This window comes from Streptomyces sp. NPDC002513, from assembly GCF_053595355.1.
This window is the reverse complement of record NZ_JBSFXK010000002.1, coordinates 179,997-192,831: the sequence shown is the minus strand read 5'-3', so window position 1 is coordinate 192,831 and position 12,835 is coordinate 179,997. Positions and strand designations below refer to the sequence as shown.

The following is a 12,835-nucleotide window of genomic DNA, read 5'->3' as shown; positions in this document are numbered from 1 at the left end:
TTACGGAGGGGGGACCTGTGCGTGTCCGCCGCGAGCCGTGGTGCCGCACGGCCGTCGGCGGTCAGGAGGTCAGCCAGGCCCGCAGCCGTTCCTCCCCGGCGAGGATCTTCGCCGTCTCGACGCGTTCGTCCCGCTTGTGCGCCAAGTGCGGGTTGCCGGGGCCGTAGTTGACGGCCGGAATGCCGAGCGCGCTGAAACGGGAGACGTCCGTCCAGCCGTACTTGGGCTGGGGGGTGCCGCCGACCGCCTCGATGAACGCCGCCGCTGCCGGGTGGGAGAGACCGGGGAGCGCGCCGCCGCTGTGGTCGGTCACGACGAACTCCGTCACTCCGCTGTCCGCGAACACCTCGCGGACGTGCGCGATCGCCTCTTCCTCGGTCCGGTCCGGCGCATAGCGGAAGTTGACCGTGACCACGCACTCGTCCGGGATGACGTTCCCGGCCACGCCGCCCGAGACGCCCACCGCGTTCAGGCCCTCGCGGTACTCCAGGCCGTCGATCACCGGGTACCGCGGCTCGTACGCGGCCAGCCGGGCCAGGATCGGGGCCGCCGCGTGGATCGCGTTGGAGCCCAGCCAGCCGCGCGCCGAGTGCGCGCGCTCGCCCTTGGTCTTCAGCTGGACCCGCAGCGTGCCCTGGCAGCCGCCCTCGACCTGGCCGTCGGAGGGCTCCAGCAGCACCGCGAAGTCGCCCTCCAGCCACTCCGGATGGGCCTCGGCCACATGCTTCAGACCGTTCAGGTGTGCCTCGACCTCTTCGTTGTCGTAGAAGACGAACGTGAGGTCCCGGTTGGGCTCGGGGACGGTCGCCGCGATGCGGAGCTGGACCGCGACGCCCGACTTCATGTCGCAGGTGCCGCAGCCCCACAGCACCCCGTTCTCGTCCAGGCGGGAGGGCACGTTGTCGGCGATGGGGACCGTGTCGATGTGACCCGCCAGGACGACGCGCTCCGGGCGCCCCAGGCGCGTCCGGGCCACCACGTTGTTGCCGTACCGGTCGACCGTCAGATGCGGCAGGGAGCGCAGTGCCGTCTCGATCGCGTCCGCGAGGGGCTTCTCGGTTCCGCTCACGGAGGGGAAGTCGACGAGCCGCGCGGTGAGCCGCGCGGCGTCCAGCGTGAGGTCAAGCGGGGTATCGGCCATGTCATCGACCCTAGCGCGCCGTGCCGGGCATCCCCGCAACCCCGGTTGTCCACAGCCCCGGGCAGGGCTCTTGTACACCTCCAGTACCGTGTACGCGTGTCAGAGCCGTCCCCCAACTCCCAGCGCCGTGGCCGTCTTCTCCGTTTCGGAGCGGCCCTCGTGGTCCTGCTCTCCGTCGCGGGCTATCTCGCCGTCCAGTACCTCACGGGCCCGTCAGCACCGGGCTGCCGGGTGGTCTCCGGGAAGGAGGACGGGGCGTCGTACGAGTTCACCCCCGAGCAAGCGGTCAACGCGGCGACGATCTCCGCCGTCGGCACCACGCGCGGCCTGCCGGAGCGCGCGGTGACCATCGCGCTCGCGACCGCGCTCCAGGAGTCGGGCCTGCGCAACATCGAGCACGGCGACCGGGATTCGCTCGGCCTGTTCCAGCAGCGCCCGTCGCAGGGCTGGGGCACCCAGAAGCAGATCATGGACCCGACGTACGCCGCGACGGTGTTCTACGACCACCTGGCCAAGGTTCCGGACTACACCGGGCTGCCGCTGACCGTCGCCGCGCAGCGTGTGCAGCGCAGCGGCTATCCGGAGGCGTACGCGAAGCACGAGCCGGACGCCGCGCTGCTCGCCGACGCGCTGACCGGGCGGTCGGCGGCCACGCTGACCTGCCAGGGGCGTCCGGCCCCGGCGTCCACCGGCGGCCCGGACGCGGTTCGGGCCGCGCTGGTACGGGACTTCGGGCGTGATGTGCTCCAGACCGCCGGCGCGGAGGTGGACACCTCGGCCTCGACCTCGTCCCTGGCCCTGTCCACGTCCCCCACGACCGTCGTCACGACCACGACCAAGCCGACCGCCCACACACTGACGATCCCGGTGCCCCGGAAGACCACCGCCTCGGGCACCGCCCGGCAGCGCGGCTGGGAACTGGCGCACTGGGCGGTGGCCAACTCGTCGGCGCTGCACATCGCGCACGTCTCCTTCGCGGGCCGGGAGTGGTCGCGCGGTGGCTTCGCGAACGAGTGGCGTACGACCAGCGGTGGCTCCGGCGCACAGGTGTCGGCCGGCCAAGTCCGCATCGTCACCGGCGAGTAGACCGGCCGACCGTACGAGTCCTCACCCCTCAGGGTCATACACGGCGCGCCTCGTCGACGGGGCGCGCCTTCCTTCGCTCCGCCCCGACCGCCGTGCCGAACTCCCTGGAAACACAGTGCTGTAAGGATTCGGCAGACTTCCGACCCGGTTACCGATTGCCCGATTTCCTCCCCACCCGATAATGCGACGCATTACCAACTCTTTACGCCGGGGCACCGCAACCTTCGGGGATTTCAAGCGGTAGTCACTGCGTCCGCGCCCGGAACGATCAACTTCCGGGCGTGGTCGGACACTTCACCGTTCTCTCCCGTCTAAGGAGCATCATGTCCCTCCCCCTGACCCGCCGGATCGCCCGTGCCGCGCTGCTCATCGCAGCGGGAGCGGCGCCCGTGGTCGGTGCGGCCGGCTCCGCCGGCGCGGCGACGGCCGGCCTGCCGGCCACCTCCGACCTCGGTGGGCTGACCGCCCTGGACCACGCGCAGGTCGGCCCCACCGTCGGCGGTGCGGCCCAGAAGGTCGACGGTGCGGCCCAGAAAGTGACCGGGCTCGCGGATGACGCCGGCGGCCAGGTGGTCAAGACCGGCGGCCAGGCGGTCAAGAAGGCGGTCCCGACGGCGGCCGGGACCGTGGCGGCGGCCGGCCGGAAGGCCGCACCGCTCGCGCAGAACGTCGCCGGGGACGCGGCCGGGCAGGCCGGCGGGCTGCTCGGCGAGACCGCCAGGAGCGGGCTGTCCGGGCAGCAGCTCCCGGTGCAGCAGCTCCCGGTGCAGGGGCTGCCGCTGCACGGCTGAGCCCCGGCCGCGTACGCCGGAGGGGTCCGGGGAGCTGCTCCCCGGACCTCTCCGTGCGTGCTGTCACGCCGAACGGGCCCGCCACGGCGGTCACCCCGGACGCCGCCCGGCCCTCACGCAGGACACCGCGCGGGCCTCACGCAAGCCGCCGTACCGCCGCCTCGACCCGTTCGTCCGTCGCCGTCAGGGCGACCCGCACGAACTTCTCGCCCGCGGGGCCGTAGAAGTCGCCCGGCGCGACCAGGATGCCCAGCCCGGCCAGGTGGGAGACCGTCTCCCAGCAGGACTCGTCCCGGGTCGCCCACAGATACAGGCTCGCCTCGCTGTGCTCGATCCGGAAGCCGTGCCCGACAAGCGCCTCGCGCAGGGCCGTGCGCCGGGCCGCGTAGCGCTCGCGCTGCTCGCGGACGTGCGCGTCGTCGCCCAGCGCCGCCACCACCGCCGCCTGCGTCGGCGCGGACGTCATCATGCCGCCGTGCTTGCGGATCTCCAGGAGCGGGCCGAGGACCGCCGGGTCGCCCGCGAGGAAGGCCGCCCGGTAGCCCGCCAGGTTCGACCGCTTCGACAGCGAGTGGACGGCGACGATGCCCTCGTACGAGCCGCCGCACACATCCGGGTGGAGCACCGAGACGGGGTCGGCCTCCCAGCCCAGCTCCAGATAGCACTCGTCGGAGAAGACCAGGACGCCGTGTTCCCGCGCCCAGGCGACGATCCGGGTCAGCTCCTCCTTGCCCAGCACCCTGCCCGTGGGGTTGGAGGGGGAGTTGAGCCACAGGAGCTTCAGGTTCGCCGGGTCCAGCTCGGTCGGGTCGTCGTAGACCACGTGGTCCGCGCGGGCCAGGCGAGCGCCGACCTCGTAGGTCGGGTAGGCCAGGCGCGGATAGGCGACCGTGTCGCCGGGGCCGAGGCCGAGCTGGGTCGGGAGCCAGGCGACCAGTTCCTTGGAGCCGACGATGGGCAGCACGTGCCGGTGGGTCACCGCACGGGCGCCGAGCCGGCGCTCCACCCAGCCGGTGATCGCGTCGCGCAGCTCGGGTGTGCCCCACACGGTCGGATAGCCCGGGGAGTCCGCCGCCGCGACGAGTGCTTTCTGGATCAGCTCGGGGACCGGGTCGACGGGGGTGCCGACGGACAGGTCGACGATTCCGCCCGGGTGCGCGGCGGCCGTCTTCTTGTACGGCTCCAGCTTGTCCCAGGGGAAGACCGGAAGGCGGTCGCGCAGCGACTCCTTGGAAGGGTGGTGGCGGGCGACGGGAGGGGGGTCGATGACTGCGGACAACGGAATCGGCTCACTTTCTGGGACGACAGGCGCCCTCTTCGAGCGTAGGGGCACCAAACGCCTCGGTCCCGTGCGGCGCCGGTCAGCGCTGTACGGGACCGAGACGGCACGGTTGTGCTGTCGCTTACTGGTTCATCGGGGGCAGCGCCGCGATGAAGGGGTGGTCGCGCTCGATCAGCCCCAGCTTGCTGGCGCCACCGGGCGAGCCGAGCTCGTCGAAGAACTCGACGTTCGCCTTGTAGTAGTCCTTCCACTCCTCGGGAGTGTCATCCTCGTAGAAGATGGCCTCGACCGGGCAGACCGGCTCGCAGGCTCCGCAGTCGACGCATTCGTCCGGGTGGATGTACAAGGACCGCTGGCCCTCGTAGATGCAGTCGACCGGACACTCCTCGATGCACGCCTTGTCCTTGACGTCGACACAAGGCTCTGCGATGACGTAGGTCACGCTGTCGTTCCTCCTCGGTAGGGCGCTGGCGGGCCTCCGCAGGCTCCGCCGCCTGGCGCGCGCGAGCGCGGCGTCGTCGATGCCCGCCCCTAGTATCTCCGTTTCTGGGCATGATCCGAACAGGAGGGGTGAACTGACCTGTGGAAATCTCTGCGGGCGGCTGGCTGAAGGTCCGAATCACCGCTGCTGACGTGGGAAAACGCGTCTCGGTACGGCGGTGGAGCGAACATGCCGCCAAGGGTGAGAGGTTCACCGACACGGTCGGAGTTCTCACATCATGGGACAACGGCGTGCTGCTGATCACACGACGCGACGGCGAGCGGGTCCGGATCGAGGAATCCTCGCTGGTCGCGGCCAAGGTGGCGCCCCCGGCCCCGGCCCGTCGCGGGGGCCCCGCGGCGTCCTGGGAGGAGCTGGCGCGGGTCTCCGCCCGCGCCTGGCAGCCGGTGGAGCGGGAACGGCTCGGGGAGTGGGAGCTGCGCGCCGCGGCCGGGTTCACGCGCCGCGCCAACTCGGTGCTGCCACTGGGCGACCCCGGGCTGCCGCTGGACACGGCGCTGGCGACCGTACGGCGCTGGTACGCGACCCGGGGCCTGCCCGCCTACGCCCAGCTCGCGACCGGGGCCGAGGGAGCCCAGGAGCCGCTCTGCGCGGAGCTGGAGGCGCGCGGCTGGACGCGGGAGGTGACCGCCGAGCTGTGGACCGGGGCGCTGGCGCCGGTCGCGGACCGTGGGACGGCCGGGGTCGAGCTGTCCCGGGCGGCCGACGAGGCCTGGCTCGCCCGCTACCAGCGCAAGGGCGTGAGCGACGTGGCGCTGAAGGTGCTCGGCGGCGGGCCCTCGGTGTGGTTCGCGACGGTGCCGGGCGAGCAGGGCGCTCCCCCGGCGGCCATCGGGCGGTGTGTGGTGGACGGCCGTTGGGCCGGTTTCGCGGCGGTCGAGGTCGACCCTGAGCAGCGCCGCCGGGGTCTGGCCACGGCCGTGATGGCGGCGCTGGCCCGGCAGGCCCTCGACGAGGGCGCCTCGGCGGCCTGGCTCCAGGTGGAGGCGGACAACGCGCAGGCGCGGGCGCTGTACGCACGACTGGGCTTCTCGGCGCATCATGCGTATCACCACTACCGGGAGCCGGAGGGCTCCCCTGGTCCGGGCGCGGGCGGCCCGTCGGGCGCCGGAGACGGCCCGGTGGCATGAGAGGTTTCGAGGCTGCCATGCATGGCCCCTGTCCCCCGGAGCCGGAGCGGGCCGCCGAGGTGCGACGGCGGTTCGGCGCCGAGGCGCGCTCCGCGCGGCCCGATCTCGCGGCCCTGTGTCTGCTCGTGGGCGCGGCGGCCGACGGGACCCTGGACGAGGCGGGGCTGGACGCGGCGCAGATCGAGCTGGACCGGCTCGCCGGACAGATGCCGTTCGCGCCGGGCGGGCCCCGGGCCTGGGCGCTGGCCCTGGCGGACGTCCTCGGCGGGCGCTGCGGGTTCCACGGCTCGGCCGCCGACTACGAGCGGCTGGAGTCCTCCCTGCTGCACGAGGTGCTGCGACGGCGGCGGGGGCTGCCCATCCTGCTGTCGGTGGTGTGGATGGAGGTGGCCCGCAGGGCCGGGGCGCCGGTGTACGGGGTCGCGCTGCCGGGGCACTTCGTCGTGGGGTTCGGGCCGCGGGAGCACCAGGTGCTCGCCGATCCCTTCGACGGGGGGCGGCTGCTGAGCGAGGCCGACGCCGGGCTGCTGGTGGCCGGCGCGACCGGGGCGTCGCTGGATCCCTCGATGCTGACGCCCGCGGATCCGCTCGACGTCGTGCTGCGGGTGCTGAACAACATCCGCGCGTGGGCCGCCGCCCGGCCGGAGCGGACGGATGTCGCCCTGTGGGCGGTGGAGCTGTCCCTGCTGCTGCCGTCGCATCCGGCGCGGCTGCGCTACGAGCGGGCTCAGCTCCTCGTCCAGCGCGGGGACTTTCTGCGGGGAGCCGCGGAGCTGGAGGCGTACGCCGATGTCGTGGCCGGCGTGGACGATACGGCCGCCGAGCAGGTGCGGGGGCAGGCGCGGGCGGCGCGGGCCCTGCTCAACTGAGGGTTTCCGCCCTCGCTACAGCCAGCCCTTCTCCCGGGCGATCCGGACGGCCTCCGCCCGGTTGCGGACCGCCAGTTTCTGTATCGCCGTGGAGAGGTAGTTGCGGACCGTGCCCTGGGACAGGTGCAGGGCCGCGGCGAGTTCCGCGTTGGTCGAGCCGTCCGCCGCCGCGCGCAGGACCTCGCGCTCGCGGTCGGTCAGCGGGTTGGCGCCGTCGGCCAGGGCGGCCGCCGCCAGTGTGGGGTCGATGACGCGCTCCCCCGCGAGCACCTTGCGCACCGCCTCGGCGAGTTGGGCCGCGGGGGCGTCCTTCACCAGGAAGGCGTCGGCGCCCGCCTCCATCGCGGACCGCAGATAGCCGGGGCGCCCGAAGGTGGTCAGGACGACCACCTTGAGGTCCGGCTGTTCCCGCCGCAGCACCGCCGCCGCCTCGATCCCGGTGGCGCCGGGCATCTCGATGTCCAGCAGCGCCACGTCCACCTCGTGGGCGCGGGCCGCCGCGGCCACCTCGTCGCCGCGGGCGACCTGGACGACGACCTCCATGTCCTCCTCCAGGCCGAGCAGGGCGGCCAGCGCCTCGCGGACCATCGACTGGTCCTCGGCGAGCAGGACCTTGATCGTGCGGCTCATGCCCCGGATCCTACGTCCGCCGCGGCGCCCGCCGGCACGCGTGCCGCCAGCCGGAACCCGTGCTTCACGCGGCCCGCCTGAAGCGTCCCGCCGGCGTTCTCCAGCCGCTCGGTCAGGCCCGTCAGACCGTTGCCCGGGCCCTTGCCGGGGCCGCCCGAGCCGTTGTCCTCGACGGAGAGTTCCAGCATCGGCCCGTCCAGGGTCTGCCGCCGGAGCAGCTCCACCGTGCAGCGGGAGGCGCCGCTGTGCCGGACGACATTGGTGACCGCCTCGCGCAGGGCCCAGGCCAGGGCGGACTCGCTCTCCTCGGGGACGCCGGTGAGGTCGGCGTCCGCGGGGATGTCCGCGATGACCGAGGCCGCTGTGAGGGCGACCTGGGCGCCGGCGAGTTCGGCGGCGAGGCGGGGGCGGCGGTAGCCGGTGACCGCCTCGCGCACGTCGACGAGGGCCTGCCGGCTGACCTGCTCGATGTCGGCGACCTGCTGGGCCGCCTGGTCGGGATGACCGGGGAGCATACGGCCGGCCAGCTCGCTCTTCAGGGTGATCAGGGAGAGGGAGTGGCCGAGCAGGTCGTGCAGGTCCCGGGCCAGCCGCAGCCGCTCCTCGTTGGCCGCGAGCTGGGCGACGGTGGCCCGGGCCTTGCGCAACTCGATGGTCGTACGGATCAGTTGGCCGACGCCGCTCATCGCGAAGCCGATGAGCAGCACCAGGATCACCAGGTCCAGGGCGCCCCGCTCGCCGGCGTGCAGCCCGACGAGGAGCATCACGGCGGCCGTCCCCGGGATCGCCCAGGAGGCCGCCCTCGGCGGGAGGGTCGCTCCGCAGGCCACGGAGACGTAGCAGTAGAGGCCGAGCCAGAACGGGCCGAGCGTGAGGCACAGCAGGGTCGCGAGCAGCCCGAGGAAGACGAGCAGGACGATCACGAGCCGGCGGGGCGGCGGCGTGCCCATGTTCCGGTAGACCAGCGTCAGATAGGTCCCGACGAAGACCGTCAGGCCCAGCCAGCCGCCCACGGTGCCCGCGGTGGTGTGGCTTCCGGAGAGCAGGTCCTGGATGGGCGAGCTGAGGAAGACGAGCCAGACGCCGATCCACAGCGCCTTGCGCAGGAACAGCTCGCGCCTGCCGCGGCGCGGCCGGCCCCACGGCGCCGTCCGCTCCGCACGGCCGGTCTCGGCCCTCGGGCCCCGCGTCATCGTGCTCACGCCTTCAGCGTGTCCTTCCGGTACAGCCAGGCCGCGCCGCCCGCGAACAGGGCGAAGAAGGCGACGAGGATGGCGATGTCCTTGGTGTGCGGGGCCTGGCTCTGTTCGATGGCCTGCCCCAGGGCAGCGTACGCGTGGGTGGGCAGCCACTCGGCGATGTCCTGCAACCAGGCCGGGAACACCGCCGACGGCCACCACAGGCCGCCCAGGATCGACAGGCCGAAGTAGGTGATCATGGTGATCGGGCGGACCGCGTCCCCGGTGGCGAGGTAGCCGATGGCGACGCCGAGCGCGGCGAAGACCAGGCTGCCGGCCCAGATCGCGCCGGTGAGGGCGAGCCACTGCCAGGCGTCGAGGCGGACGTGCTTGAGGGCGGCGGCGACCGCGAAGACGACGACGATGGACGGCAGGCTGACGACGGCGGCGCTGGCGGTCTTGGCCAGCACATAACCGCGTCCCGGCAGGGTGGTCAGTCTGAGCTGCCGCACCCATCCGCTCTCGCGCTCCTTGGCGATGCGCTCGCTGTTGCCCATGAGCACGGCGGTCAGGGCGCCGAAGGAGGCCATGGAGACCATCATGTACGTCGCCACGGTCAGTCCGGTGCCGGGGACCTTGCTGCCGGAGCCGCCGGAGGTGCTCGAGATGAGCAGGAACAGGGCCGAAGGGTAGATCACCGAGAAGAAGAGGAACTTGCGGTTGCGCAGCGCGCGGGTGAGTTCCAGTTTGATCAGGGAGTTCACGACTGCCTGGCCTCCTCGGCCTCGGTGATGGCGACGAACGCCTGCTCGAGTCCGAGCCCGGCGACTTCGAGGTTGCGGGGGTAGAGGCCGAGGCCGTACAGGGCGTGGACGGTCGCATCCGCGTCGGAGGACTGGATACGGACGGTCTGACCGGACACGTCTATCGAGGTGAGGAAGGGCAGGGCGCGCAGCGGGACTTCGTCGATCGGGCCCTCCAGGTCGAAGGAGACCCGGCGGGCGCCGGCCTTCGCCTTGATCTCGGCGGCGGTGCCGTCGGCGAGGAGCCGTCCGCGGTGCAGCACGAGCACCCGGTCCGCGATCGCGTCGGCCTCTTCCAGGTAGTGGGTGGCGAACAGGACCGCACGGCCCTGGGCGGCCTGCTCGCGCATGGTGGCCCAGAAGGCCTGCCGGGCGGAGACGTCCATGCCGGTGGTGGGCTCGTCGAGCACGATCAGGTCGTTGGCCCCGGCGGTGGCGAGGGCGAAGCGGACGCGTTGGGCCTGGCCGCCGGAGAGCTTGTCGACCTTGCGGTCGGCGATCTGCGCGATGCCCGCGCGGGCGAGCACGTCGGTGACCTGGTACGGCTTCGGGTGCAGCGCGCAGGCGAGCTTGACCAGTTCGGCGACGGTGACCTCGTCCATCAGTCCGCCGCTCTGCAGCATGGCGCCCACCCGCCCGGCCACGATGGCCTCGCGGGGGCTGGTCCCGAACACCCGCACCGAGCCGCTGTCCGGGTGCTTGAGCCCGAGCAGCAGGTCCAGGGTGGTGGACTTGCCCGCGCCGTTCGGCCCGAGCAGGGCCACCGTCTCCCCCGGGTGCAGCCGGAGCGTCAGCCCGTCCACGGCCCGGACCTCCCCGTAGGCCTTGGTCACCTGGTCGAACCCGGCCACCGGTGCGGTGGCCGCCACTGTCGTCGTCATGCGTTCATCGTGGCGGTGCGGGGGTGGCGCCGGGCAGTGCCGGGTGTCGTCGGTCCGGCATGACAGATGTCATGCCCAGCGCGAGACGAGAGGGGGCGCCCGGTCGGTACCGGGCGCCCCCTCTTCTGCGGCTGCCTGTGGCCGCCGGTCAGCTCGGGTTCGTGTCGATCGTCGCGACGCGCGTCGCCGTGGTCGTGCCGAGCAGCGCCGGCCGCAGTGCGCTGATCACGTCCTCCACGGTGACCGGCGTCTTCTTGCCGGTGCCCCGGGTGACGAGGACGCCGTCGAAGATGTGGCCGTACAGGTTCTGCAGGGCCGCCTTGTCGTACGACTCGACGAGCTTGCCGTCGATGGCCTTGACCTGGAGGAACTTCCACAGGGAGTTCTTCGGGCTGAACGCCACGACGTGGGTCGCGTCCGCGCGCACCACGATGTTGGCGGACATCGCCGGCTCGGCGAACGCCTTCATCATGCGGTCGACCTCGGCGTTGGGGATCGTCGGCTGCCGGGTGGTCGTGGCCACCCGCACGGGCGTGCTCGCGCCGGTCTCCACCTCGGTGCGGTAGGCCTCCTCCACGGCCCGGGCCGAACCGGCGACGTCGATGCCCTTGCCCGCCTTGCCGTACACGGCGACGGCCTTGCCGGACTCGAACGTGATCGAACCCTCGGTCATCGAACCGGCGCCGCCCGCGGCGCGCTCCAGCGCGGCCTGAAGCTTCTCCTCGTCGACGGGCATCACGGGTTGGACGACGCGCTGCTGCCCGAAGAGCGAGCCGATCACCGACACCGGGTTGTAGTCGCTGCCCGCGGCGGCGGCGACGGTGGCCTTGCTGTCGAGCTGGAGGCCCGCCTGGTCGGGCCTGAGGGCGACCGTCTTGCCGTCGACCGACAACTGCAACGGCTTGGCCGTACGGCTGCCCAGCGTGGCGTCCAGCTTCTGGATCGCCTCGTCGCGGGTGCCGCCGCCGATGTCGACGCCGAGCACGGTGGTGCCCTTGGGCACGTCGGAGCGGTTCATCAGCAGCCCGGCGCCGTAGACGCCACCGGCGATGACGACCAGACCGCCGGCCAGCAGCACCAGCTTGCTGCGGCCCTTCTTCTTGGCCGGCTTCGCCGCGGCGGTGTTCTGCGCCGTGGGCGGGTCGGGCAGCTTCGGGGGCGTGTGCGACACCGATCCGTCGGCGGGGGTGCTCGCGTCGAACGCGCCGATCTGGGCGCCCGGCGGAACCACCGGGATGCCGCTGGAGACGGTGTGTCCGGAGATGTTGTCGCCGGGGCCGCCGAAGCCGGGGTGGCCCGGTTCCGGGGCCTGCTTCTGCGGGGTGAGGATCGCGGTGTCGTCGCTGAACCCGCCGCCGGGACGGCCCTGGCCCGCGGCGGCGCCGGGCACGCCGGGGCCGAACGGCCCGCCGGGGGCGCCACCGGGCGTGCCCGGCATGCCGGGGGCCAGCAGGCCCGGTCCGCCGGGGCCGGTGAGGCCGGGGCCGCCGGGCGTCGGGCCGGAGAGGCCGGGCGGGATGACCGGTCCGTCGCCCGTGACCGGGCCGCCGGTGGGGCCGAAGGGGCCGGGACGGCCCGGCTCGGAGAAGTACGGCAGGTCGTCGCGGCGGGGCTCGTCGGCGATGTCGTCGCCGATGACCGGGAACGAGGCCGTGGTGGCCGCCACCGCGTCCGACACGTCGAAGGAGCCGGTGCCGCCGCCGTGTCCCGGTGCGACGGGGCCCGCGCCGGCGGCCCCCGGGAGCCCGTTGCCGTTCGTCGCGCCGGGGCGCGCGCCGAACGCGCTCGCGCCTCGCGGACCGCCTCCGGGCCGCGCGCCGGGGGCGCCCGGCGCACCGGAAGCATCGGGGCGCGCACCGCCGATGCCGTTCGCGCCGGGAGCACCCGGCCGTGCACCGCCCATGCCGGGGGCGGTCGGCGCACCCGAGGCGCCGTTCGCACCCCGCGCGCCCGCGCCGGGCGCACTGGGCGGGCCCTGTATGCCGGAGGCCCCGGGCAGACCCGTGCCGCCGGTCGCGCCGCCGCCCTGCGGGCCGGTGGCCGCCGCGGGCTTACGGGGCGCGAACCAGTCGCTCGCCGGCTTCTCCTCGGCCGGGGCGGGGGGTTCCGGAGGGCTCTGCAGGGTGCCGAGCGCGCGCACGGTGCCCGTGGCCTCGGCGTCGGTTCCCTCGTCGGCCGCGGTGTCGGCGGTCTCGGCGTCCCCGACGGGCTTCCGCACGACGACCGGCGGAATGGGCCGCGATCCGGGGATGTTGATCCGGACCCGGGTCGTCAGCGTGGTCTCGGTCTTGCGATCGTCCGGCTGCATGCCCGGACGGTTCCCGTCCGCGCCGTCCGAGGAAGCCATGGGGGTCCCGTACGGCGGCGTCCCGGACGGGTACGCGGATCCACCGCGTCCATTGGGTCCGGCGGACGAACTGTCAGTTTCACGACTCAAGGCAGGTTCTCCCGGTTGGCTCCACCGCCTGTTTCGACCTCAACAGGTGGGCCTCCCTGCTCGAACGAAGCCGACGGCACGCGGGAGGCACGGCGGCGCGCACCA

Annotated in this window: 12 protein-coding genes; 4 read left to right on the top strand and 8 right to left on the bottom strand. The window is 73.4% G+C overall.

The genetic code is table 11. The annotated features are described in order from the left end of the window. Nucleotides 1-61 precede the first annotated feature (61 nt). The gene (gene dapE / locus ACWD5Q_RS02340) at nt 62-1,141 is read right to left on the bottom strand and encodes a succinyl-diaminopimelate desuccinylase (protein ID WP_451425104.1); all 1,080 of its coding nucleotides are present in this window, start codon (nt 1,139-1,141) and stop codon (nt 62-64) included. A 96-nt stretch (nt 1,142-1,237) separates the two neighbouring features. Between dapE and ACWD5Q_RS02335 the strand changes: the two genes are divergently transcribed. Together ACWD5Q_RS02335 and ACWD5Q_RS02330 are read left to right on the top strand one after the other, a co-directional pair. Continuing rightward, complete coding sequence (locus ACWD5Q_RS02335; RefSeq protein ID WP_451425103.1) at nt 1,238-2,227, top strand: heavy metal transporter; 990 nt, start codon at nt 1,238-1,240, stop codon at nt 2,225-2,227. Between the two features lie 323 nt (nt 2,228-2,550). Beyond that, nucleotides 2,551-3,018, top strand: a complete 468-nt coding sequence (locus tag ACWD5Q_RS02330) for an ATP-binding protein (protein WP_451425102.1) — start codon at nt 2,551-2,553, stop codon at nt 3,016-3,018. Between the two features lie 136 nt (nt 3,019-3,154). Here the strand turns inward: ACWD5Q_RS02330 and ACWD5Q_RS02325 are convergent, their stop codons facing one another. Continuing rightward, nucleotides 3,155-4,285 carry a bifunctional succinyldiaminopimelate transaminase/glutamate-prephenate aminotransferase gene (locus tag ACWD5Q_RS02325; protein WP_451425187.1) on the bottom strand — a complete coding sequence of 377 codons (1,131 nt, stop codon included), beginning with the start codon at nt 4,283-4,285 and terminating at the stop codon, nt 3,155-3,157. Nucleotides 4,286-4,421: 136 nt separating this feature from the next. After that, nucleotides 4,422-4,742 (bottom strand): ferredoxin, encoded by a 321-nt coding sequence (fdxA, locus tag ACWD5Q_RS02320; protein ID WP_043443616.1) that lies wholly within the window; start codon nt 4,740-4,742, stop codon nt 4,422-4,424. A 140-nt stretch (nt 4,743-4,882) separates the two neighbouring features. Between fdxA and ACWD5Q_RS02315 the strand changes: the two genes are divergently transcribed. After that, nucleotides 4,883-5,932, top strand: coding sequence for a GNAT family N-acetyltransferase (locus ACWD5Q_RS02315; RefSeq protein ID WP_451425101.1), 1,050 nt, complete (start codon nt 4,883-4,885; stop codon nt 5,930-5,932). A gap of 17 nt (nt 5,933-5,949) precedes the next feature. Further along, nucleotides 5,950-6,801: a transglutaminase family protein gene (locus tag ACWD5Q_RS02310; protein ID WP_451425100.1), complete on the top strand. Its 852-nt coding sequence runs from the start codon at nt 5,950-5,952 to the stop codon at nt 6,799-6,801. A gap of 15 nt (nt 6,802-6,816) precedes the next feature. Here ACWD5Q_RS02310 and ACWD5Q_RS02305 read toward each other — a convergent pair whose 3' ends face one another. The 5 genes from ACWD5Q_RS02305 to ACWD5Q_RS02285 all read right to left on the bottom strand — a co-directional run bounded on the left by ACWD5Q_RS02305 (nt 6,817) and on the right by ACWD5Q_RS02285 (nt 12,730). Further along, a complete protein-coding gene (locus tag ACWD5Q_RS02305) occupies nt 6,817-7,431 on the bottom strand; it encodes a response regulator (protein WP_451425099.1) in 615 nt (204 codons plus the stop codon). Next, nucleotides 7,428-8,624: a sensor histidine kinase gene (locus ACWD5Q_RS02300; RefSeq protein WP_451425186.1), complete on the bottom strand. Its 1,197-nt coding sequence runs from the start codon at nt 8,622-8,624 to the stop codon at nt 7,428-7,430. Before ACWD5Q_RS02300 ends, ACWD5Q_RS02305 begins: the two co-directional genes overlap by 4 nt. Nucleotides 8,625-8,629: 5 nt before the next feature. Continuing rightward, nucleotides 8,630-9,373, bottom strand: coding sequence for an ABC transporter permease (locus ACWD5Q_RS02295; RefSeq protein WP_451425098.1), 744 nt, complete (start codon nt 9,371-9,373; stop codon nt 8,630-8,632). Further along, entirely contained in the window at nt 9,370-10,293 is a 924-nt protein-coding gene (locus tag ACWD5Q_RS02290) for an ABC transporter ATP-binding protein (RefSeq protein ID WP_451425097.1), read from the bottom strand. The genes ACWD5Q_RS02295 and ACWD5Q_RS02290 overlap by 4 nt, the downstream gene beginning before the upstream one ends. Before the next feature lie 148 nt (nt 10,294-10,441). Beyond that, nucleotides 10,442-12,730 carry a hypothetical protein gene (locus tag ACWD5Q_RS02285; protein WP_451425096.1) on the bottom strand — a complete coding sequence of 763 codons (2,289 nt, stop codon included), beginning with the start codon at nt 12,728-12,730 and terminating at the stop codon, nt 10,442-10,444. Nucleotides 12,731-12,835 lie beyond the last annotated feature (105 nt).